Source organism: Bacillus sp. NEB1478 (assembly GCF_031582965.1).
Lineage (GTDB): Bacteria > Bacillota > Bacilli > Bacillales > Fictibacillaceae > Fictibacillus.
Genome location: NZ_CP134049.1, coordinates 2,915,227 through 2,938,513, shown reverse-complemented (window position 1 = coordinate 2,938,513; position 23,287 = coordinate 2,915,227). Strand labels below are relative to the sequence as shown.

General features: G+C 39.1%; 23 protein-coding genes. 12 read left to right on the top strand and 11 right to left on the bottom strand.

Annotated elements, in window-relative coordinates:
- Positions 1 to 16: 16 nt before the first annotated feature.
- Positions 17 to 817: a phosphotransferase gene (locus RGB74_RS14725; RefSeq protein ID WP_310760052.1), complete on the bottom strand. Its 801-nt coding sequence runs from the start codon at positions 815 to 817 to the stop codon at positions 17 to 19.
- A gap of 187 nt (positions 818 to 1,004) precedes the next feature.
- On the opposite strand from RGB74_RS14725, the gene RGB74_RS14720 reads away from it, so the two are divergent.
- Positions 1,005 to 1,898: a TetR/AcrR family transcriptional regulator gene (locus RGB74_RS14720; protein ID WP_310760051.1), complete on the top strand. Its 894-nt coding sequence runs from the start codon at positions 1,005 to 1,007 to the stop codon at positions 1,896 to 1,898.
- Between the two features lie 17 nt (positions 1,899 to 1,915).
- Entirely contained in the window at positions 1,916 to 3,514 is a 1,599-nt protein-coding gene (locus RGB74_RS14715) for an MDR family MFS transporter (RefSeq protein WP_310760050.1), read from the top strand.
- Positions 3,515 to 3,863: 349 nt separating this feature from the next.
- Here RGB74_RS14715 and RGB74_RS14710 read toward each other — a convergent pair whose 3' ends face one another.
- The gene (locus RGB74_RS14710; RefSeq protein WP_310760049.1) at positions 3,864 to 5,138 is read right to left on the bottom strand and encodes an L-cysteine desulfidase family protein; all 1,275 of its coding nucleotides are present in this window, start codon (positions 5,136 to 5,138) and stop codon (positions 3,864 to 3,866) included.
- A 437-nt stretch (positions 5,139 to 5,575) separates the two neighbouring features.
- Here RGB74_RS14710 and RGB74_RS14705 point away from each other — a divergent pair, with 437 nt between their 5' ends.
- The 3 genes from RGB74_RS14705 to RGB74_RS14695 are packed head-to-tail and all read left to right on the top strand — an operon-like array spanning position 5,576 to position 6,655.
- Positions 5,576 to 5,941 carry a DUF2089 domain-containing protein gene (locus RGB74_RS14705; RefSeq protein ID WP_310760048.1) on the top strand — a complete coding sequence of 122 codons (366 nt, stop codon included), beginning with the start codon at positions 5,576 to 5,578 and terminating at the stop codon, positions 5,939 to 5,941.
- Between the two features lie 12 nt (positions 5,942 to 5,953).
- On the top strand, positions 5,954 to 6,364 hold the full coding sequence (locus tag RGB74_RS14700) for an SHOCT-like domain-containing protein (RefSeq protein WP_310760046.1): 411 nt from the start codon (positions 5,954 to 5,956) through the stop codon (positions 6,362 to 6,364).
- A 9-nt stretch (positions 6,365 to 6,373) separates the two neighbouring features.
- Positions 6,374 to 6,655, top strand: a complete 282-nt coding sequence (locus tag RGB74_RS14695) for a hypothetical protein (protein ID WP_310760045.1) — start codon at positions 6,374 to 6,376, stop codon at positions 6,653 to 6,655.
- Between the two features lie 144 nt (positions 6,656 to 6,799).
- On the opposite strand, the gene RGB74_RS14690 is transcribed toward RGB74_RS14695, so the two are convergent.
- The gene (locus RGB74_RS14690; RefSeq protein ID WP_310760044.1) at positions 6,800 to 7,255 is read right to left on the bottom strand and encodes a hypothetical protein; all 456 of its coding nucleotides are present in this window, start codon (positions 7,253 to 7,255) and stop codon (positions 6,800 to 6,802) included.
- 59 nt (positions 7,256 to 7,314) lie between these two features.
- On the bottom strand, positions 7,315 to 8,721 hold the full coding sequence (locus RGB74_RS14685; protein ID WP_310760043.1) for an aminotransferase-like domain-containing protein: 1,407 nt from the start codon (positions 8,719 to 8,721) through the stop codon (positions 7,315 to 7,317).
- 113 nt (positions 8,722 to 8,834) lie between these two features.
- Here RGB74_RS14685 and RGB74_RS14680 point away from each other — a divergent pair, with 113 nt between their 5' ends.
- Together RGB74_RS14680 and RGB74_RS14675 are read left to right on the top strand one after the other, a co-directional pair.
- Positions 8,835 to 9,767 (top strand): DMT family transporter, encoded by a 933-nt coding sequence (locus RGB74_RS14680; protein ID WP_310760042.1) that lies wholly within the window; start codon positions 8,835 to 8,837, stop codon positions 9,765 to 9,767.
- A 92-nt stretch (positions 9,768 to 9,859) separates the two neighbouring features.
- Complete coding sequence (locus RGB74_RS14675) at positions 9,860 to 10,372, top strand: GNAT family N-acetyltransferase (RefSeq protein ID WP_310760041.1); 513 nt, start codon at positions 9,860 to 9,862, stop codon at positions 10,370 to 10,372.
- Positions 10,373 to 10,427: 55 nt separating this feature from the next.
- Here RGB74_RS14675 and RGB74_RS14670 read toward each other — a convergent pair whose 3' ends face one another.
- On the bottom strand, positions 10,428 to 11,105 hold the full coding sequence (locus RGB74_RS14670; RefSeq protein ID WP_310760040.1) for a YdeI/OmpD-associated family protein: 678 nt from the start codon (positions 11,103 to 11,105) through the stop codon (positions 10,428 to 10,430).
- A 280-nt stretch (positions 11,106 to 11,385) separates the two neighbouring features.
- Here RGB74_RS14670 and RGB74_RS14665 point away from each other — a divergent pair, with 280 nt between their 5' ends.
- Both RGB74_RS14665 and RGB74_RS14660 read left to right on the top strand, forming a co-directional pair.
- Entirely contained in the window at positions 11,386 to 11,826 is a 441-nt protein-coding gene (locus RGB74_RS14665; RefSeq protein WP_310760038.1) for a cytidine deaminase, read from the top strand.
- Positions 11,823 to 12,425, top strand: a complete 603-nt coding sequence (locus RGB74_RS14660) for a hypothetical protein (protein WP_310760037.1) — start codon at positions 11,823 to 11,825, stop codon at positions 12,423 to 12,425. Before RGB74_RS14665 ends, RGB74_RS14660 begins: the two co-directional genes overlap by 4 nt.
- A gap of 167 nt (positions 12,426 to 12,592) precedes the next feature.
- Here RGB74_RS14660 and RGB74_RS14655 read toward each other — a convergent pair whose 3' ends face one another.
- The 5 genes from RGB74_RS14655 to fdhF all read right to left on the bottom strand — a co-directional run bounded on the left by RGB74_RS14655 (position 12,593) and on the right by fdhF (position 18,833).
- Positions 12,593 to 13,174, bottom strand: a complete 582-nt coding sequence (locus tag RGB74_RS14655; protein ID WP_310760035.1) for a DedA family protein — start codon at positions 13,172 to 13,174, stop codon at positions 12,593 to 12,595.
- 44 nt (positions 13,175 to 13,218) lie between these two features.
- A complete protein-coding gene (locus RGB74_RS14650) occupies positions 13,219 to 14,436 on the bottom strand; it encodes an MGDG synthase family glycosyltransferase (RefSeq protein ID WP_310760034.1) in 1,218 nt (405 codons plus the stop codon).
- Between the two features lie 15 nt (positions 14,437 to 14,451).
- A complete protein-coding gene (locus tag RGB74_RS14645) occupies positions 14,452 to 15,189 on the bottom strand; it encodes a polysaccharide deacetylase family protein (RefSeq protein WP_310760033.1) in 738 nt (245 codons plus the stop codon).
- A 215-nt stretch (positions 15,190 to 15,404) separates the two neighbouring features.
- A complete protein-coding gene (locus RGB74_RS14640) occupies positions 15,405 to 15,884 on the bottom strand; it encodes a helical membrane plugin domain-containing protein (protein ID WP_310760032.1) in 480 nt (159 codons plus the stop codon).
- Positions 15,885 to 15,896: 12 nt separating this feature from the next.
- Positions 15,897 to 18,833, bottom strand: coding sequence for a formate dehydrogenase subunit alpha (gene fdhF, locus RGB74_RS14635; RefSeq protein WP_310760031.1), 2,937 nt, complete (start codon positions 18,831 to 18,833; stop codon positions 15,897 to 15,899).
- Positions 18,834 to 19,550: 717 nt separating this feature from the next.
- On the opposite strand from fdhF, the gene RGB74_RS14630 reads away from it, so the two are divergent.
- From RGB74_RS14630 to RGB74_RS14620, 3 genes are all read left to right on the top strand, one after another.
- Complete coding sequence (locus RGB74_RS14630; protein WP_310760030.1) at positions 19,551 to 19,895, top strand: Na-translocating system protein MpsC family protein; 345 nt, start codon at positions 19,551 to 19,553, stop codon at positions 19,893 to 19,895.
- Positions 19,896 to 19,910: 15 nt separating this feature from the next.
- Complete coding sequence (fdhD, locus tag RGB74_RS14625) at positions 19,911 to 20,705, top strand: formate dehydrogenase accessory sulfurtransferase FdhD (RefSeq protein WP_310760029.1); 795 nt, start codon at positions 19,911 to 19,913, stop codon at positions 20,703 to 20,705.
- Between the two features lie 119 nt (positions 20,706 to 20,824).
- Positions 20,825 to 21,049 carry a hypothetical protein gene (locus RGB74_RS14620; protein WP_310760028.1) on the top strand — a complete coding sequence of 75 codons (225 nt, stop codon included), beginning with the start codon at positions 20,825 to 20,827 and terminating at the stop codon, positions 21,047 to 21,049.
- Between the two features lie 398 nt (positions 21,050 to 21,447).
- On the opposite strand, the gene RGB74_RS14615 is transcribed toward RGB74_RS14620, so the two are convergent.
- Complete coding sequence (locus RGB74_RS14615; protein WP_310760027.1) at positions 21,448 to 23,109, bottom strand: serine hydrolase domain-containing protein; 1,662 nt, start codon at positions 23,107 to 23,109, stop codon at positions 21,448 to 21,450.
- Positions 23,110 to 23,287: the final 178 nt, after the last annotated feature.

Sequence of the window (23,287 nt, the reverse complement as noted above, 5' to 3'; positions counted from 1 at the left end):
CCCCCTTTCAAAGATTTTATTTTATGTAAGAACGGACGATGCTTAACAGCTTTTCCTTTTCATGCTGTGGCAACGTTTCGTTGAGTCGGGCAGCTGCAACTGGCAATACCCACGATTGAAATTCTTCATGATCGATGGGGAATCGTTCCTGATAGTAATTAACATATTGATCAGCTATTTGTTCTCGAAATAAATATTGAGATTGTAATTGTAACAATGAAGAATTCTCTTCGATTCCGCCAAACTTTAACAGCAGTGTTGTTCGAGCTAAATCCCCGATTCGATTACCCTTAACAGCATCTGTCCAATCAATAATAACAAGTCCCTCATCAGAAACGAGAATATTATTAAAATGAAAGTCACCGTGACAAATGGAATTACCATCAGAAAATTGATCTAATTTACTCAAAATATAGTCTTTTTCCAGATTACTCAGCTCAATCACACATTCAATTCTATTTTGTAATACCTCTTTTTGTGAGGGAAGAGAAGGTAATTGTTTGTTATGAACCATAACATGCAGACGTGCCATCTCTTTTATCACATGGGTTGCATCCAAAGGGTTTTCCATTAAAGATTTCATCAGCGTATCACCAGCAATCCTTTCATATACAATAGCTGTTTTTCCATCAATTTCTTTTAATTCATAAACTGCTGGCACAGGCAAACCGGATTCCAACATACGCTTATTGATTTCGAATTCGTACTCTATGGCGGAAAAGGGGACATGTGCATGAAAGATTTTTGCGGCTTTCTTTTTATTGTATAAAATCACTTGAGCTGTATTTCCCACCCCGAGTATTTTGGCATTATCCATAGAAACTATCCCTTCCGAACAATCTTTTTAAAATGATTTCACATGGATAATTTTAACACATAGTATGAGGAAGCGATTACAAAATGCAATCTAAAATTAACGAAAAAAATCTTTTGACTGACCGGTCATTTATGTATTATAATGCTTTATGTTAAGTGTGACTGTCTGGTCAGTAGGAGTTGAGAGAGTGGAGAAAGTGAAAAAAGATAAACGAGTAGAGATTATAGAAAAAGCAATCGAAATGTTTGCAGATAAAGGATATCATGCAACATCCGTTTCAGAAATTGCCAAAGCACTCAATATTTCTAAAGGCGGTTTTTATACGTATTTTCCGTCCAAAGATGAATTGATTATAGAAATTTTTCACTATTATAGCGAGAAGATGAGAACCGGAATGAAGCAGGTCAGTGTAGAACTCCCGCCAAAGAAACGCATGGAGCTTCAGCTGAAAGTACAGATTGAAAATTATATCGCTCATAAACCGTTCATGCAGATGCATTTTCGGGAACAAAACGCTTCAATCATAAAAGGCATACAAGGTTTTATCCGGAAAAACTTTTTTGAACTGACGAAATGGTATGAAGGTCATCTGCTTCAAATGTATGGTCCAAAGATCGAGCCATACTTAAGTGATGCCATCACAATCTGTGAAGGGATGAAACAGTCATTCATTCGGGCATTCATGTTCAAAGAAGGACCAGTTGATAGTGAGAAGTTCACGATTTATCTTATGGAGAGATATGATGATGCCATCCAAGGTCTTTTAAAGTCGGAAATGAATCCGGTATTGGACAATGATGAAATCAACAAGAAGCTCAAACCCTGGTCGGAAAAGGAAGAAAAAGAGGAAGAAGCAAAAGCAATACTTAACCTCATGAAGGATCAAGTTGAGCAGGAACCACTTGAAGAAAATCAAAGGCAAGAATTTATTCAAGTCTTAGAATTCATTCTGCAGGAAATAAAGAAAGAACAGCCTCAAAAAATGATTATTCAAGGCATGCTTGCAAACTTAAGAGGCGTCAAAGCAATAGAAAGAGAGCGTGAACGTTTCGCTGAAATGATGAACGTTCAGCTATTATAAGGAGAATCAATAATCATATGGAAACACAACAAAATAAATTAAACACAAAGCTTATATTAGCCGGTTTGATTATCGGGATGTTTTTTAGTGCTCTCGAACAGACGATCGTTGGAACAGCAATGCCGACGATTATCGGAGATCTTAACGGTTTCTCAATTTTCGCTTGGGTAACAACAGCTTACCTGATCACTTCAACAACAGTTGTGCCAATCGTCGGTAAACTTTCTGACTTGTATGGCAGACGTAAGCTATATTTGCTAGGAAACTTGATTTTTATCGCAGGATCAGCACTTTGCGGTACAGCAACATCTATGGAACAACTTATTATTTATCGTGGTATTCAAGGCATTGGCGGCGGAATGATCATGCCTTTATCGCAAACAATTATCGGTGATATTTTCACAGCAGAACAACGTGCGAAATGGCAAGGTGTGTTCGGTGCCATTTACGGTTTAAGTTCCGTTATCGGACCTTTCATCGGAGGATTGATGGTAGACAACATCAGCTGGCACTCCATTTTCTACGTGAACGTTCCTTTCGGCTTGATCTCAACAGCAATGATCGTAATGGGAATGAAAAACGAATCAATCAGACGTGAAGGTAAAGTGAATATCGACTTCATGGGTATCCTTACTTTTGTACCAGCGGTTGTCTTATTGCTTTTAGGACTTACGTTCGGCGGAGATAAATTCGAGTGGCAATCAACAGAAAGCTACTTATTGTTTGGCGGCTTCATTGTTTTATTAGGATTGTTCTTTTTCTTTGAAAAGCGTGCAGTTGAACCAATCCTTAATCTGTCTTTGTTTAAAAACAGAGTGTTTGCGACAACAAATATACTTGGATTTTTATTAGGACTTGGGATGTTTGGGGCAATCATGTTCGTTCCGATGTATATGCAAGGGATTTTAGGCGTCAGTCCGACAAAAGCTGGATCTACAATGACACCGATGATGGTATCATTGATTCTTGCAAGTATTATCGGCGGAAGGTTATTGTTAAAATTCCGATTTAGAACAGTTTTAACAGCTGGTATGATTATTACTGGAATCGGCTTTTTCTTGATGAGCACGATGGGTGTGGATTCGAAAGAAATTACAGCTTATGCCTACATGGTTGTATTAGGGTTCGGTATGGGTCTTGTTATGCCTACATTAATGATTGCGGTCCAGAATGAATTCCCAAAAAGCCAGCTAGGTGAGGTTACATCTGCTTCAACTTTCTTCCGTTCAATCGGAGGAACAATCGGAATTACAATTCTGAACGCAGTTATGAACCATTCACTTACGGATAAAATTAAAGATGCAGCAACAAGTGAATCTAACCCGATTTTGGCAAAAGCATTAACTGAGATCGGCAAGAAAACGGATGCAATGTTCAGTTTGCTGCTTAAACCAGATTTATTGCCACTTCCGGATCAATTAAGAAATCCAGTCATCAATACGATCAAAGAAGTATGGTCATCATCTTTCTCGAATGTATTCTACACAGGAATAATCTTTATCGGAATCGGAATTATTGTTGCTTTATCAGTAGGGAAAAGCAGAATTGTAAAAGTAAAACCTGAAGAAACACAGCAAGAAGAGCAATTGGCTCCAAAAACACTCGCAACCGAATAAAAAGAAGACCAAAAAGGATATCAAAAATCCTTTTTGGTCTTTTTTATGTGTCTTTCCTTAACTATAAATTACTTAAAAGGTGAAAATCCAACAGGATTGAGCAATAATCCAATGGAATCGAGCAATATTCCAACAGGATTGAGCAATAATCCAACGAGATAGAGCAATATTCCAACGGGATAGAGCAATATTCCAACGAGATAGAGCAATATTCCAACGAGAATGAGCATTAATCCAACGGAATTTTATAATATACTCCCGAACTGACAAGGTTCGACAATCCCAAACACTGCACCATGAGGTATAAAAAACATGACTCAAAAGTAAACATACCTTTGAGTCAGCTTTATCATTTGTTCTTATTCACCATCATATCCAGTAAAACAGAATCAGTCGTTCCTGATGTTTCGTTTCCTAATCGGCAAAAGTTCTCAATTGTCTTCTCTACATCTTCTTCAATAAAGCCGTTCGTTGAAGGAATGCACAACCCTTGTGAAGCGAGAAGTGCTGATTGGACAGCAGCACTTGAACAAGTCGCCACTTTCATCGCACAGCCTGCTTTTGCTCCGTCACACACCATACCGCTCACATTTCCTAACGTGTTTTGAATCGCTGCTTTTATATTAGGAAGATCGTCCGTTAATAAGTAAGTGATCGCAGCCGAAGCACTAGCACCAGCTACCGTTACCCCGCAAAGAGCAGACAATCGGCCGAACTTTGATTTCATGTAGATGGATAATAGATGACTCAGCGTTACAGCTCTAAGCATTTTATCTTCATCAACACTCATCTTTTCAGCAGCAGCGACGACGGGCATCGTTACCGCGATCCCCTGATTGCCGCTGCCGGAGTTTGCCATGACCGGCATCGTTGAACCCGCCATACGTGCATCTGAACCAGCGGCAGACAAGGCCATGGAGTACGTTGCAAGATCATTGGAAAGAAGTCCTTTTTGCGTTTGTTCATAAAGTGTTTTCCCTACTTTTAATCCGTAATCGTTTGAAAGTCCTTCTTCACAAATCGCTCGATTCAGTTCAACGCTTTTCTTTACAAGAGCTAATCTTTTGATAGGGACTTCATTGATAAACGTATACAGATCTTCCACAGTCAATTCAGGGAATTTATCAGTTTTTATATGACTAGATTTTTTCAAATCTGATTGGTCTACAATGACCGTATCGTTAAATGAGATGAAGCTGACATTTGTATGTTCACCTGAAATGATCACTTTCGCAGTGTCGTTTCTGGATGTTAAAACGACCTCGATATACAACTTTTCGGGTGTGTCAGCATTTTGGACAGTGACATTACCTTCACGCACCAATCGAATAGCTGCTTCCTCATCAGACTTTGTAACGCCTTCCAATACTAGGAGCTTTTTTGAAGGGTCACCGGCAATGGCCCCTAAGGCAGCGGAGAAATCGATCCCGGTATAACTCATCCCTGGAATTCCAACAGATAAGGCATTCTTTATAACATTTCCGCTTGCTGATACGGAGATATGAGTTATTTCGTCTTTAACAAACTCACTAGCCGTAGCTGCTGCTAAAGCTATTGCAACAGGTTCTGTACAACCTAATGCGACAACGAGTTCTTTTTCTAGCAGGCTGAATATTCTCTCCATGTTACACAACTCCATCCGATGTTTTTCTCTTCTATAAACATAACGGGTAAAGTCATAAAAAGGAAAGAGGAAAATTTTATTATTTTTGAAAGTTTGTTTTTAGAATTCTTTTAGAGACATTAGAAGATCGCTTGAACCTATGTATAGCAACTTTAGTTAAAACAATTTGAGTATATATTACCGTTAGACTCATCCAGAAGTCGTTTTTAGAATTTTAAAAAAGATATAACTTATTTGCATGGCATTCGGAAAAGCTTGGCGTCAGCCAAGTTTTCTTTATATAGGCTTAATGATATTAATTTCTCAATTAATAAAATTAATATGGTTTACATCTACTTTAATATTATTAATTCATAAATTAAAATTATTTAATTTTATTGTTTACTTTTTTAATTTTATTGAATATAATCTAATTAATTCAAAGAAAGGAGTCGGATATGGCTCATCCATTACTTACAAATTGTCCTGTATGCAGCAAAACACTAAAGATTACGAAACTGCATTGCACAGATTGTCATACAACTATTGAGAATGAATTTGAATTATCTAAGTTTGCCTCATTATCAAAAGAACAGCTTCATTTTGTGGAAGTCTTTCTCGTTTGCAGAGGAAACATCAAGGAAGTAGAAAAGGAACTCGGCATCTCTTACCCAACTGTAAGAGGAAAGCTGAATGAAATCGCATCTTCATTAGGATATGAACAGAAAAAGAAAAATGAAGTTGATGAGAAAAAAATCGTCGTGATGCTCGAGCGCGGTGAGATTACCGCTGATGAAGCCCTGAAAATGTTAAAAGACGAATAGGAGGAATGTTTAATGAAAACCGAGATCGAAAAAGTACTGACCATGGTTCAAGAAGGCAAGATTGATGCAGAAAAGGGTACAGAGCTGATTCAAGTATTAAAGGATAAAGAAAATGGAGAAACAGCGGTTAGAAATTCCTCCAGTTATGCACCGGCAAGACCATCCAGCTATCTCGATAAAATCTTAAAGATTCGTGTGGTTTCTGCTGAAAAAGATAATGTAAATGTGAATTTGCCGATTAAATTAGTAAAAGTTGTTTTAGCGGCGGGTCACAGCATTGCTTCTAAGATCCCCCAATCCGAACAATATGTAAAAGACATTAATATCGATCTCATTTTGGAGGCAATCGAAAACGAATTGGATGGACCGATTGTTGATGTGAAATCTGCGAACGGTGATACCGTTTCAATCGTTATCGAATAGGAACCAGCTATGTTAAGTGTGAATGTAAAAACAAAAGGAGCGAAGTTTACTATTCCTGTTCCTTATATCTTGTTAAACATAGGTGTTTCAATTCTAACCTCCAAATTATTGATCAGGCATGCAAACAAATGGTCAAAACCTCATCTGGATCAGAAAAACATTTCATTTACCATTCCATCTATAGATAAAAAAGTACTGAAAAAGATTATCCGTGAACTGAAAAATCATAAGGGATTCGAACTGGTCAATGTAAGGGCGCAGGACGGTACAGAAGTCAAAATCCGATTATGAAAAACACCGATTTTTTATTCGGTGTTTTTGCTTGTCCCATTTCTAAAAAATTGCCTGTATTTAGACCATTTTGTAAAAAGCCTTCATTGACAAGTTGTTTGGAGTTCAAGGTGCGATACTACGGCTAGAATCAGCATAGCCTCTTTATTGGTCCAAATACAGATTGAAGAATTGATAATGATCTTTTCCTGTTATTTTGAGCAGAAGCTTTTTCTCACCAGGCTGCAGAAGTTTCTCGCGGTCGAATGAGAGGCTTAATTTATCCGGGAAATCATTAAAGGTAAATGTGTATGTTCCTATCATCTTCTGTTTACCGTCTTTATCATAAGCCGTGCTTAATGTAAAAGTAAGAGAAGAAGGGAGATTTCCGTCAGCAGTTTTATGTTTTAAAGAAAGCTGATTGACAGCATTTTTCGCAACAGAAAAATCAGCTTCCCAAAAATCGTTTTCTCCATTAAAAACCGTAACGTCCTTAACTTTTTGATTTTTAGGCTGAACCATGGTTTCTATTTGATCAGAGTCTCTAGAGAAGAATGATAAAGCAGTTGTAAAACTGATTAAAAGAATAGCGGCAAGCAGCAACCTTCTTTTTATTGTCATTTATCATTCTCCTCCTTTACCTTTTAAAAAACATTCTACGGGGAAAAAAAGAATCCTTGTTACATGGATTCAGTCAAAGAAATAAATCGTTCCATTCCTTCACGAATCTGTTTTTCATTAGCATAAGAGTAACTTAATCGAATAAAAGAAGAAGGTTGTTTTAACGGATCACAAAACTCACCAGGAACAAATGAAATGGAATGCTCAATGCTTTTTGCTAATAATTTTTCTGTGGAAATTCCTTCAGGAAGCTGAACCCATAAGTTCAATCCGCCTTTTGGGCTGATCCATTTCCAGCCAGTTTCAGCTAGTATCTCCTCCATAATCTCTTTTCGAATTTGCAGTGCGATCTGAATCTTTTTAAGGTGCTGCTGCATACGAAGAGAGGAGAAGTAATGCAGAAAAATCTTTTGGTTCAAAAGAGGTGAACCGTTATCAATCAGTGATTTTGATGTAATCAGTGTGTTCCTTAATGGTGAAGGGAAGACCATTGCTGCTATCCTTAGCCCAGGAGAAATGTATTTACAGAAACTGCGAACATAGATTACGGTTCCAGCTGTGTCATACGTAAATAAGGGTGAAGGTGCTGGATGTCCAAAATGAATATCATGATATGGATCGTCTTCTATTAGAAGGCAGCGATATTTTTCAGCCAGTTCTACTAATCTTTTTCTTTGTGCCGATGAGATACAAAATCCAGTCGGATTATGAAAGGTAGGATTAAGATAGAACAAACGGGGCTTGAATTCCTTCATAAGCGCTTCAATCTGATCTAAATCATACCCTCTTTCTGTAATGTCTGCCGTGACAATTCGTGCTCCCTGATTTTTAAAAACATCAATGGCCGCACTGTAGCTAGGCCGCTCAAATAATATGACATCTCTAGGTTTAATGAATGTTTGAGCGATGATGTGAAGCGCTTGCTGAGAACCAGAAGTAATTAATAGATCATTAGCTGAAAGGTGCATTTTATATTGGTGGGTGAAATAGTTTGCTAGTGTTTCCCTAAGCTCCTGATCACCTTGAACCGTAGAATACGTAGAAAGAACCTTTGGGTATAGATCAAATACTTTCTTTACATATTCAGATAGAAATTGGTTCGGTAACAAATTTGGATCGATTACTGCATGTGAAAAATCATAGTTAACTGGTGTTTGATGGATCTCGGACAGATAGTTTTTCTGAACATAAGCATGAACGATTGGGTGATCCGGATTTTGAAGATGGCTGGAAGTATGGGAATGGACATAATAGCCGGATTTATCTTTTACATAGACGAGATTGTGCTGTTTTAATAATTGATATGCTTTAAATACGGTTAGCCGGTGAACATTTAATTCGATAGAAAGCTTTCGTATGGAAGGGAGTTTATCATGTTCTCTCCATTCATTCCGTTCAATTTTATTTCGTGTATAATCATAAACTTGTTGAAATAAATAATCTTTATTGGAAAGGGATTTACTCATCTCGACTCCTCCGTTCTAGTTTTGATTTTATCATGTTCCAAGTGAAACTGTTCTGTTTAGTTCCAACTGTTCTGTTCTCATGCATTTATGATGGAGAAAAGGAGGAGTCAATCGTGGTCTTTTTTAATTATGTTGTGATGTGTCTCATTTTTGGAACAACCTTCCTAAGTATAAAAATCGGGGTGGATGAGGGTTTGCCGGCTTTCTTTTCTGCGGGGATCCGATTTTTTTTGGCAGGAGTCATTCTATTCGTATTCTTATGTGTGAAGAAACGAGTACATCTCCGCCTCTTGCTTCATAAAGAAATGATAATTATGGGGGTCTGCTTGTTTGGTACGTTTTCTACACTGTATTGGGCAGAACAATATGTAACATCAGGTATTGCAGCCGTTTTGTCGGCCACGGGTCCAATGATGATACTTGCGATGCAAACCGTTTTTTACAAAAAGAAGGGGAGCAGAAGTGCGGTAATCGGCTGCATAATAGGGCTGTCAGGTGTTGCCTTTCTTGTCCTGCCGGGTCTCTCATCAGAAATCAATATAAAATGGGCAGCCGGCTGTTTGGCGGTGATTGTAGGTGAGATGTTTTTTGCTTATGGCACAATCTTCGGAAAGCAGGTGAGCAGTAAATTTCACTCCACAACTCCTTTTGCATTGAATGCAGCCCAAATGATTTACGGCGGACTGCTTATGATTTTATTATCGGTGTTTACTGAAAACATCCATCTTGAAGCATTTCAAAATGCTGCTGCTATCGGTTCGCTGGTCTATCTCATCTTTTTTGGGTCGATACTCGGGCACAGTCTATACTATTGGCTGGTGGCGCGTACGAATCCTGTTTTTCCGTCAACGTGGCTTTATATATCACCATTGATAGCGGTTGTAATTGGTGTCTCTTTTTACAACGAATACTTCTCGTGGTGGACCGGAGTTGGTGTAATTACCATTTTAATCGGATCTTTACTAGTAAACTGGGAAACACTGCGTGAACTGCTAAACAGAAAGAACATGTTAAGAAAAGGAACTGTCGTAACTGTAGAGAAATAATAAAAAGGCGAGAACACACAGTTGGGTCTGTGTATTTTTTAATGAAGAGTAATGCAGTAGGGACAAGTTACTTTATAGAAAAAGGTGCGAATATGATAACCAAAAATTTAACGATAAGACCTTTTGAAGAGAGTGACGATAAAGCTATTTCTAATTACTGTTTACCTAGTGAACAGGCAATCTTTACTTCGTTACCCACATTCGTAGTGGAGACATTCAGGGAAGATTCGTTTAACCAGCCGTATATGATTTTTTCGGGGGAAGATTTAGTCGGCTGCTTTGTCTTGTATTGTGATAAATCGGGAAATATTTATACGGAAAACGAGAGCGCAATTCTTTTAAAATCATTTTCTATTGATTCCCGGCATCAGAAAAAAGGGTACGCACTTCAATCTTTGCAAAGTTTACCAGACTTGGTGAAGAACCATTTTCCGGATAAAGATGAAATTCTTTTAACCGTTCATAATATGAACATTCCAGCCATAAATTTGTACAAAAAGGCAGGCTTTTTGGATAAAGGATTAGCATATGAAGGGGAATATGGCACAGAATTGATTTATCATTACGAACTGGGGGCACATTTGAAAGAGTTTCTGAATGTGTAATCCAACAAACGACGTTCCCAACTCAACAAAGAAAGAGGCCTCAGATGGCCTCTTTCTATTTTTTATTTCTTCTATATAAATCCATTGATTTGTAGCCATCCCCTATGATGGTTTCCATTTCTAATAATCGCTTTTCTTGGGTTTCCTTCCGGGCAGCACTATAAACATAGCGAGCCCAGTCTTTTTGATAGCCGAATGTTAATCCATTATAAGTGTTAAGTAAGTCTTCATTTCTGCTCAAATGCTGCTTAATATCATCAACATGTTTAATATAATCATCAACACATTGACTCTTTTTTGATCCTGAAGCTTTTTTCGTTTTTTTCGCAACAGCTTTCATTCCCACAACCGTGAATACATCATTTAGGCTGATCATTCTTGAAAACTTCAAATTGCTCTCCGGAAAAAATCCATCTTCGCCAACATTGATATATGGGAATATTTCATCACGCTCGATGTATTCCTTGTATTGTTTGTTATTCTTTTTCGGATAGGCGATAAATATATATCCGTTATCCCTTAACAAGCTCTTTTTATTAACGAACTGCAGCTGCTCAGCGAAATCTTTTAAATTAAAAACAAAAGTAAAAATCAGATCATACTTATCGGCTTGAACAGTAACAGAATGATCCAGGTCTTGAAAGTCATCGACATCTGCGGGTGCATTTAGAATCAATCTCTTCGTGTATTTCTGTAAGTTCAATTTTTCTACAACACTTTTCGTAGAATTCATACCCAGCCTCCTAATAAATTCCGCTAATAAAATTATATACTCAAAAAGAAAAAGAGCAAACACGATTGATAACTCGAGAATACATGCAACTGAATCAGGAAAAATAGCCATTAGTTGAGAAACTGAAACCACGTTTACATACAAATTTTAGGAAATCAAAGGGATTAAACGTATTTTTATCGAAGTATTATCCAATTCGTTCAATAAAGAGGAAATAACAGAAAGGTAAAAAAACCAACATATACGATCATTTATTAATCGGTTATTCTGGAGGATGCAAATGTTACATGTAAAAGAGTTAAATTATGAAGATCATGAGCTTATTCGTGCTGCAGAAGAAGTAATCGTGAAAAATTATGTTTATGGTAAACATCATATTGGAGCAGCAATAAGAACGAAATCCGGAAAAATTTATGCGGCTGTTCACTTGGAAGCGAACGTAGGAAGAATTGCCGTTTGCGGTGAAGCGGTGGCGCTGGGAAAGGCAATTTCTGAAGGGGATCATGAATTTGAGACGATCGTCGCTGTTGCTCACCCGCATCCGCATGAGGATATCGAGAAATGCTGGGTGGTTACGCCATGCGGGATGTGCCGCGAATTGATAAGTGATTACGGAAAAGATGCACAAGTCATTATTCCTTATTACGGGGAAATCATGAAGTGCACCGTTATGGAACTGCTGCCAGAAAAATATGCTAAAGGTCGTTCTTTTGACGAATGATGAAACGATTCTGTCTGTTCAGTTTAATCATCGTGCTGTTTATCCAGTTTCATAAACCCGTTTCTGCTACAAGCTGGGCTTCTATTGAGCCTGGTGAAGTAGAGGGGAGAGCGAGTGTGATTGTTTTAGGACAGTATGACTTTTCGAGTCAGCCTAAGCATGGGCAGATTTTTCAAGGATATTCGTTTAAGGTGAAAAACGTGTATAAAGGAAATTCTAACGGAACGATCATAGCTGGCATAGATGGAAATGACATCGGATGGGCAGAAGACTTTCAGCAGCAAGGTGGCGAATTTCTTTTGTTTTTGGAAACAACAAAGTACTTTGATTTTATGACACCTGTCGGCGGACCGAACGGAATGATCCAGATAACCGATAGTGTAGTAGCAGAAACAGAGAAGAACAAGGTGTATTACGAGACCTTTTTAAAAAACAACTCGACAAAAGTGAGTGAAGGTTCTGCCCGAAAAAAGAATCCAAACAAAACAATTCCTCAATCGGAATCGAATGGAGAGAAAGTGATTATTAGTTGTGTGCTGATCAGTATCCTGTTAGTGATCATCATAAAATTAAAAGCAAAAAAGAACCTTTACCGCTAAAAGGTTCTTTTTATGAAGGAGTCAATCGATTAACAGGTGTTATCATTATGTGTTTGGTTGTTTTACAGTTGTAGACGTTGTCGGATTTTGTCTGTTTATGTCGGTTTGTGAGTTATTAAAAATCCGTGGGTTTATAGAAGCTAAAATTAGCATCTTTGGGTCGTTTTTTATCCATTTTTCTTCATTTTTTTCTTAAGCCAGATCACAGCAACTACAAGTATATAAAAAACAGGAAGCCAAGCCAGATATTGAAGCGGGATATGGTTTCCAACAAAGTATCCCCCTACGATAAATACTAAAGTCCAAATGACCGTTCCGACTGAAGCGAGAAATATATAAGGAACGAATGGAAATTGCAGTGTACCCGCAATATAGGGGTTAACTTGCCGTATTCCTGGGAAAAAGTTCGCAAATACAATCATGTAACGTCCATAACGCTGGAATTGGCTATCAACATAATCCCACCGTTCAGGCGTAATAAATACATACTTGCCGAATTTCTTAATAAATTCTTGTCCTGCTTTTCTTCCAGCCACGTAGGCAGTTAACATTCCTAGGACGATACCTATGAAAGCAGAAAGAAGAGATAAAGATAAATTAAGGTGATGGTTGGAAGCTAGTACACCAACAAACACCATAAAGGTTTCCTCTGGTGCTGGTATGCCAACTATTCCGCAAAACAGGCATAATACGATAATGATATATCCATATTGCAATAAATAATTTGATATAAGTTCAAGGTTCAGCATATTAAAAACTCCTCATGCACAGATCGGACTGTGAATGGACAGCATTACGTTTTGTCATTCGCGGGAAGAGTAGAATTGTGCTTTAACTCTCTCAGCAGTGTCCAATATGGTTCAGTAACTGTTTGAATGTTTCCGGTTTGTTGTTCATCTTTTAAAACTCCAGATATAAAAGATAAAATGCTATTGGAGTCCGTCAATTCCAAATACGAAAAGTACCGGTCAATCCTTGATTGGTACTGCAACATTTCTTTTTCGTTTTTTAATAAAGAGATGATTTGTTCCATATACGTTTTTCCCTTTGATAATTTGTAGACTAGCCGCTTTGATAATAGGACATTCAGGTTCACATCTTCTTGTCCAGGAAGAGCAGAATTAACAAAAATAGGCACACGCTTTTTCAAACATTCACTGATGGTCACACCACCTGGTTTCGTGACGATCGCATCTGCTTGTTCATATAAAAGGTTCATCTCTTCTTTTGAAGAAATATATGGAACAACTTGAATTGACGGATCATTCCATGAGGATAGATCATCATATAAATGTTTGTTTTTCCCGCATAAAATGATGAACTTAACAGGAAAATGCTGATTTAAGGATTCTTTAAGAAATCCTTGTATATCACCAAGACCGCTGCTGCCGCCCGCTATCATAATGGTATAAGCATTTTCACAGGATTTAGCTTGTTGTACGGTTTTTAAATTTTCATGAGTGGGAATTCCGCTTATTTTAATATTTTTAGCTGGAATGCCATGTTTTTCGACGAGTGCTGATTTGATGGTATGGTCAGGAACCAAGTGATAATTAATTCCGTTAATGCCCCAAACACTATTGATGAAGAAGTCTGTATACACATTGATAATCGGTACATTATTTATCTTTCCTTTTTCTTTTAACCGGCTGATTAAGAAAGAAGGGAAACCGTGCGTACACACGATTAAATCTGGATCATACTCTAAAATCAGTTTTTCCATTCTTCTTAAAAATAATTTTTCATAAAAAGATAAAGAAAGATTATGAGTGCTGTTTGTATAAGAATAATGATAATACGCTTTATTGTATGTTGAAGGAGACGCAGCAATCCACTTCAAATAGATCGATGAAACGAGCTTTTCCAGACCCGGATTTACATAGTGCAAGAAATCAATTTTTTCGCATTCGAATTTGTAGGAATGCTTACGAATGGAATCCATTAATGAATCTGCCACATGATGGTGACCGGATGGCATCTGAAACAATGGAAGAAAAAGAATTTTTTTCATCATGCATCATTCCTTTCAAAAACTTGTACGGGATCGATTTGTTAAACCATTTGGAGAATTTGCTTTATCTTCCTCAAGCCCATGAAATAAAATACCTTGGTTTGCTGTCTTCACAAACATCTTCCTTAGAGCATCAAGCATGATGCCTGGAGCAAGCTTGTCAGCTCCAAAAGTCTCACCGCAATCATGAAGCAAGATAATTGATCTGTTTTCTAAATGACTAAGCAGCCTGTCTGTTAACGTATTGGTTTCCATCACGTTCCAATCCCGAGGAGCATATTTCCACATGATGATTTTGAAATCTTTCATGGCTGTCCAGGAAAACAGATTGAAATGTCCCCATGGCGGTCTATAATAATAAGGCTTTTCACCTGTGATTTTTTCAACTCGTGCGGTGGCTTTTTTTAATTGATGATAAAACGTAAAAGGATCCGTAAACCAATTACTTGTATGTTTATCGTTGTGAATGCCGATTGTGTGGCCTTCTTCTTTCATTCTCAGAATCAACTCTGGGTATTTTTCTGCTTTCTTGCCTAATACAAAAAAAGTAGCTTTTGCGTTATACAGTCTTAATAAATCGAGCAATAACGGTGTATAGAGAGGGTTTGGACCATCATCGAATGTTAGATGGACAATTTTAGTATCATTGTCTTTCTGTATGGATTTCTTAATTGAAAAAAGCCGGAATAACAAAGTAGGAATTAATGCATAAATCATAAAAGCAACTATGAGCACAAAAAGAATCATCCACATTCTAAGACCCTCCTTTCAAAATTTTGTTTCTAAAATTGGACAAAGTTATCTTTTCGAGTATAAATAGTTTTATTATCCAAAAGTTCTTTATGGGCGAAAATACATATTTTCTTTACAAAATATCAACAGTTTATAACTAAAAAACCTCGAAGCAGCAAGGCTCCGAGGTTAAAAATTATGAGTGTTTTCGTAAACTTTCAACATGACTTTTTCTATTATTTTTTCAATTCCTGCCCCATGCCTTTTAGAAAGTTAAGACCAAAACCTATTGCGCGGTTGATGTCTGGGTCGTTCAACACTTTCATCAAGTCGAATACGCCAACCTTTTTCTCGCTTTCCACAAAGTTTTCACCTTGCTTTACGCCGGCAACGACACTGTCTAAAAGTTTTGCTGTCACTTCAGGATCCATCTTCGTTAAAACACCAGCAGCACCCATCAAGTTGTTGATCAGGTTTGTAACGGGTTCACGCGTTGCTTGTCCGAGAGCGATACCCGCGATCTTTTCCTTCGCTTCTAACATGGCATTGGCAGCATCCAAAGCGCCCATGCTATGAAGTTCACCGATAATATCGAGTGTCTTAGTGAGTGCCTCATCTTTTTCAGCCAATGCAGCTTGAAGTTCTAAAAGTTTTTCTTGCTGAATCTGTTCTTCAGTTTTTATCGTTTTTTTCACAGTTGTAATCGGTTGAGCCATCAATCATACCTCCTATACTTCATCCGTTAAGTGGACATAGCCAGGGCGGTTCCACTTTCGCTGAACTTCAACACCGTTTTGCGGATATCGTTTCTTGTTTCTCGGATTATGACCCGGGAGCTTCACTTCACCTTCGCGGCTGATGATTTCCATGCGCACTTTTGTCTGCTTATAAGCAGGTGTGCGCGTGCGATGATCCACTGCCGGTCCTGTCAAGAAATTGATGGCTGACTCTTTATCTACAGAGTTCATCGGTAAATATAACTCGTTATGCTTCACTCGGTCAGTTACGAGCGCGTTCAATTTTACTGCACCAAATGGTGAGATCAACCGAACGACAGACCCGTCAATAATACCGCGTTCTTCTGCAAGAGTAGGCGCCACTTCAACGAAAACATCCGGCACTTTTTCCTGAATACCGCGGGATTTATTCGTAAGGTTTCCTTCATGGAAATGCTCAAGCATTCTTCCGTTATTGATGTGCAGATCGTATTCTGCAGGAAACTCAGTTGGCGAGACCCAGTCAGATAAGGCAAAGCGCGCTTTCTTATCAGGGAAGTTAAAGCCATCTGTATAAAGAAGCGGAGTGCTCTTTCCGCTAAAATCTCCCCATAAAAAGCTGCCCCAGCCTTCAAGTACAGAATAGTTTGCTTCACCGAAGAGCGGTGATAGGGAAGCCATCTCTTCAAAAATTTCGCTTGGGTGCGTGTAGTTCCAATCTGCCCCCATTCGAATCGCAATACTTTGCATAATTTCCCAATCCGCTCTAGATCCGCCAGTCGTCGGAAGAGCTTGGTATAAACGCTGAACACGGCGTTCCGTATTCGTGAACGTTCCGTCTTTCTCAAGGGAAGGAGCTGCCGGTAAAATAACGTCGGCGTATTGAGCAGTCTTCGATAAGAAAATATCTTGTACAACAAAGAATTCAAGCTGCGAAAGCATTTCATGAACATGGTTAGAGTTCGCGTCAATAAGCGCCATGTCCTCACCAACAAGATACATTCCTTTAAGTTCGCCGCGGCCGATCGCTTCTACCATTGTGATACTGTCCATACCAGGTGTGTCACCGATCTCTACACCGTAGGCTTTTTCGAATTTAGCTCGGGCAATATCATCTGTAATATGCTGATAACCAGGCAGCCATGCAGGAAGAGTTCCCATATCACATGCCCCTTGCACATTGTTGTGACCTCGAAGCGGGTAAGCACCAGCACCTGGCCGGCGATAGTTTCCTGTTGCTAATAGCAGGTTTGAAATCGCAGCAGACGTATCACTTCCGCCTGTGTTTTGTGTAACTCCCATGCCCCAAAGCACACACGTTCCGTCAGCGTCGCGAATCATCTCTGCTACTTTTATTAAGGTTTCTTCTGAGATACCGGTTGTTTTCTCGGCATATTTCAATGTGTATTTTTCTAATACTTCTTTAAAGTCCTCCAAGTAATGGACATTTTCTTCAATGAACTTTTCGTCGTGCCAGCCTTGGTCTATCATATATTTTGTCACAGCCATGAGCCATACTTGGTCTGTTCCTTGTTTTGGACTCATAAAAATATCAGAGCGTTCAGCCATTTCGTGCTTGCGAAGATCCGCAACGATCAGCTTCTGACCATGAAGTTTGTGAGCACGCTTCACACGAGTCGCAAGGACCGGATGACCTTCAGTCGGATTCGCGCCAACGATGATCACTAGACCAGCTTGCGCGATATCTTTGATCGTACCTGCATCTCCGCCCATACCTACTGTGCGGAAAAGACCGTCTGTTGCAGGCGACTGGCAATAACGCGAACAGTTATCGACGTTGTTTGTTCCAAATACTTGTCGGGCAAGCTTTTGCATCAAGTAGTTTTCTTCGTTTGTAATTTTAGAAGAGGAAACAAAGCCTAGCGCTTTCCCGCCATGTTCAGCTTTAATTCCACCCATCTTTTCAGCAATCAGATTCAGTGCTTCATCCCAAGTGGATTCCACGAACTCACCGTTTTTACGGATGAGCGGGGTAGTGAGGCGTTCCTCGCTATTGACGAAATCCCAGCCGAATTTTCCTTTTACACAAGTCGAAATCGCATTAACCGGACCATCGGATGGCTCGATTTTTAAAATCTTTCTCCCTTTTGTCCACACTTCGAACGAACAGCCGACTCCACAAAACGTACAGACGGTTTTCGTCTTTTTCGTCCGTGTTTCACGCATAGCCGCTTCGACTTCTGAAACCGCAAAAATACCGCTATATCCAGGCTCGACATCTTTTACTAGCTCGACCATCGGCTCTAGAATTTCTTCTTTTAAGCCTGTCATGAAACCAGCTTCACCTAGCATTGATTTTTCCATTAATGCGTTACACGGACAAACGGTGACACATTGTCCGCAGCTCACACAAGAAGAGTCGTTGATAGGGGAACCTGCATCCCAAATTACGCGGGGACGTTCGCGTTCCCAGTCGATTGAAAGGGTTTCGTTCACCTGGAGATTCTGACAGACTTCCACACACTGTCCGCATGTGATACATTGGTTCGCATCATAGCGGTAGAACGGATGAGACATATCAATATCAATTGGCTGTTCCTTGGGTGTATATGGAATCGCTTGATGTTCAATCTCCATCATTTCAGCCGTATTATGTAACTTGCAGTTTCCGTTGTTGTTGTCACAAACCGTACAATAAAGAAGATGGTTTTCGAGTATACGATCCATCGCTTCTGTTTGCGCCGACTTTGCTCGGTCTGAAGAACGCTCAATGTGCATTCCGTTGATCGCAGTGGTTGAGCATGAACGAACGAGTTTGCCGTTCACTTCGACAATACACGTATCACAGGTCTCGATTGCATCCACTTCTGGGGTATGGCAGATCTGCGGGTGAGAGAGTTCGTTTTTGTTCATGATATCGAGAATAGACATGCCTGATGCTTCTTCGTACGTTTTTCCATCAATCTTTATCTGAATCATATTGTCCATTTAAGAATCATCCTTTCACTTAAATTTGCACAAAAAAATCCACCACGAAAGCATAAATTCTGTAGACTTACAGAAAAAAGGCGTTAACATGGTGGAATAGTTGAATAGCAGGGCTTACTTATACTATTTGACCAATCCATCTGGGTATATTTTTGATATGCGGCGAATCTCGTCGTCAGTTTCATTTTCTCTGTGCTTATTTAGAAGTACTAAACTCCGCGCCTCGAACCTTCACTTCCTCGACCTTCTTGCATCTGAAAAATATACGATCATTTTGATATGCGGCGAATCTCGTCGTCAGTTTTGATTCTGCGGTACTCACGTATGCGAAATACGATCCGCTCCTCGAACCTTCACTTCCTCGACCTTCTTGCATCTGAAAAATATACGATTTAATTTTGATATGCGGCGAATCTCGTCGTCAGTTTCATTTTCTCTGTGCTCATTTAGATGTACTAAACTCCGCGCCTCGAAAACCTCACTTCCTCGACCTTCTTGCATCTGAAAAATATACGATCATTTTGATATGCGGCGAATCTCGTCGTCAGTCTGATAGTAAGAAAGAAAAAAATCTAATGATTTATTTTCCAACTTTTCATTCTTATTATAGCGCTTCTACATTTATTAGACAATGAATCTCTGAAATTAATTCCGTGCAAAATGTCAGTTTTTAGTGATATATTTTAACCATTAAACAGAAACTTGGTGGTGTAAGGAATGTCGAAGAAAGTGCATGATTTTAATGATATTATTCGAAAACTGCGCAAAAATCTGCTTGGAAAAGGACCCGAGAAAATTCATACGGTGTTTGTTGAAAACATGGCGATTTCCACAATGTACGGCAATTTGACGCCAACAGAAAAGTTCATCGCACGGACATCAGAAGGCAAAGAAATGGTCCATGCAGCTAGAACGCGCCTCATTCAGGATGTGTACGCAACTGCCCCTCCCGAAGGATTGGAAGAGGTGACAGGAGCAAAGTTTGTTCATCTATTTTCAGATTTTAAAGTGGATGAAGATATGGCTGTATCTGTATTCGTATTTGATAAACCGATCGCTTAAGGAGAACTGATTTTCATGAAACCTGTTGAAATCAAGCGCGAAATTTTTCAGTTTAAAAATGGTGAAGTTTCATCTATTGAAGATACGATCGTAACCGAACAGCCAGTGACGATTAAAATAAACGGCGAGGAATTCGTAACGATGGTCTGCAGTCCGGAGTACATTGAAGATATGGCCGTCGGTTACCTAGCATCAGAAGGGATCATCAGAAAATACCAAGATATTAAAGACATATGGGTGCAGGAAGACGGAAGCTATGTACATGTCACAACAGATAAGCTGAACCCTTTGTATCAAAATCTGCAGAATAAAAGATACATAACTTCTTGCTGCGGAATGAGTCGGCAAGGATTTGTATTCGCGAACGATGCATTAACGGCAAAAAACATGAAAGAAGTGCGTGTGGCAGTTACACCGGATGACTGTTACAGATTGATGAAAGAAATGCAAGAGTCTGCAGGGCTTTTCCAAAAAACCGGCGGGGTGCACAATGCGGCACTTTGTGATGTGAACGGAATTGTCCTGAGCCGTATGGATATCGGAAGGCACAATGCACTCGATAAAATATACGGATATTGCTTAAAGAATGATATTTTTATAGGGGATAAAATAATTGTGTTCAGTGGACGGATTTCATCCGAAATCTTACTAAAGGTAGCGAAGATCGGCTGTGAAATTGTTTTATCCAAATCTGCTCCAACCGAATTCGCACTTCAATCAGCCGAAGAGCTCGGTATCACAACAGTCGGTTTTATAAGAGGAGATTCAATGAACGTCTATACCAGACCGGAGAGAATACGGAAGAAATAAGTGAACTTGGCGATTGCCAAGTTTTTTTTATGTTTGAAAGGAGAAGAGAAGGAAAAAAATAGAAGTTTGTCGTATTTAAAAAAAATATAAGAAATTAAGAAACTTAGGGGGAAAGACTTATGAGTAAACAGATTTTGAGAATCTTGGTTCAATTTGTGGGTATAGTTGGTTTTTTCTTAGCGATTCTTGATATCCAAGCCGGATGGGTTATTGGTTTCTTTTGCTCAGGTGTATGGTTTCTTTTCTTATTAGATAGAGAAAAAAAGACATTGGATTATGGGTTCGGATCCCTTTCCCTGATGTACTCTTTCTACATTTTACTCGTTTCCTATTATTCAGTGTAATGGATTGATGAATCAAAAAGTCAAAAAGGCCGGTTAAATCGGTCTTTTTTTATGTCATAAAAAAAATCGAACGAAACAACAAATGATCCGTTATGAAAATGAACTGCAAAGAGTATATAAGGAAAAGCAGCAATAAATATAAAAAAGGACGGCTTTTAGCAAAAAAGCCATCCTTTCTTTAGTATTGGTTAGTTATACATATTAAAGCTAGTTACATAAGTTGTTTAAAGTATAAATTTACACTTTTTATTAGAGCCTATAATAATATATCCACGGTAAATCGGAATATATCCACGTTAATTCAATATATATCCACGTTAATTTCATTTTATCCACGAAAAATCGAATTATATCGACGTTAGCTTAATTTACTCGATTTTTTTGGTCAATATTATCAGTTACCAGCCTCTTTGTCCCCATTGGTCATCGGAAACGGTGACTCGTTCTTTGTTCCCATCATGATCAGCAGTGTACACATCATCTACATACCAGCCGCGGCCGTTTACGGAACCGTCTGTCTGGTAAAGGAAGCGGACATATTGCGATCCTTCAGGTAAATCTATTTTATCATTCATCCACACTTCATCCTTGCCAGTATAGTAGTCAGGAAGTGTTGTCCAATTTTCTCCATCAACAGATACTTGAACAAGCCCTTTATCACTTTCTTTCTCAACACTGAACCATGTTTTAAAAGAGAGTGACGTTTGATCAGGTTTAACGGAGAATGTTAACTTTTTAGACAGATTATCGCCATATCCTGAGAACCAAGCTTTATCACGTTTGTGCATCGGAACTGAGATTGAATCCGCTGCAAGTCGGGCAACCTGGCGTCTTGTTGCATTCGTTGAAACCGTGTTGCGTGATGGATGAACACGGTTCGTCAACGTTAAAACGATCATTTGATTTTTCGGTGAAACTACCATTGAAGTACCGGTGTATCCTGTGTGGCCGAGTGTCAATTCATTTGATAGGGAGTCCATGTACCAGCCCTGGTTCAACTCCCAGCCAAGACCGTGTGAGTTGCTAGGGAATTGAGGCAGCTGATTTTCAGTTAATAAACGTACTGTTTCTGGTTTTAAAATTTGTATGCCGCCGTAAGTGCCTTTCAATAAGATCATTTGGCCGAAAATCGCTAAGTCTTTTGCTGTGGAGAAGACACCTGCATGGCCTGCTACACCATCAAGACTCCACGAGTTCTCATCATGCACACTGCCCCAAACTAAGCCCCGACCAAGAGCTGGCTGATATTCTGTCGCCGCAATACGGTTGCGGAGAGAAGCGGGAGGATTGTACATCGTATCCTTCATGCCCAGTGGTTTTGTGATATTCTCTTTTACATACTCATCAAGACGTTTGCCTGAAAGTCTTTCTACTAAAACCCCGAGTGTGATCAAGTTAAGGTCACTGTATGTATACTTTGTTCCAGGCGGATTTTTCAGTGGGTTCTTCAACGCGATCTGAAGCCTGTCTTCACGATTCGTCCCCATGTTATAAAGAGGAATCCAAGCTGTAAATCCTGAAGTGTGCGTCATAATCTGTCTGATCGTCACATTTTCTTTCCCGTTCTCGTTGAATTCAGGAATGTACTTCCCGACAGGATCATCCAAGTTAAAAAGACCTTGTTCGTAAAGTTTCATTGCTGCAGTTGTTGTGAATAGCTTGCTGATTGAGGCGATATCAAAAATCGTATCCTTCTTCATTTCAACAGGATTGTCCATTTCGGTAAACTGATCATCTGTGTAGCGGGCGGAGTAGCCGTATGCATCCCACTTTGCGATCGAACCGCTGCGCGCAACTAACACCACGGCACCTGGCATCGTGCGTTTTTCGATTTCTTGTTCAATAAAAGGATCAATTTGACGAAGTGGTTCCCGATTTAAGGAAGCGCTTTCAGGAGTTCCCGGATGTAGAACAGATGAAGTATGACTTGGACGGTTCCAATCGCCAGGTTGTGGAGCGTTATGCCTTGAATTTTCTTCTGCATGGGTGATTGGTACAACGGCAGATAACAGTAGAGCAGTACTTAACATTGAGCTGAAAATGACACGTTTTCCTCTCATTTACTCATCTCCTTTATTCTGAAAATTCTTACACTTTATTACAGTAGCAGTGTAGACATAATGATGTCTATCACACATACGTCCTAAAGAAACCGTCCGACTTTATACACAGGAAAGGAATTATTGGAAGTGATCAAATGGATTCTATTAAATTACATGACCTTCCGACTATCTTTAT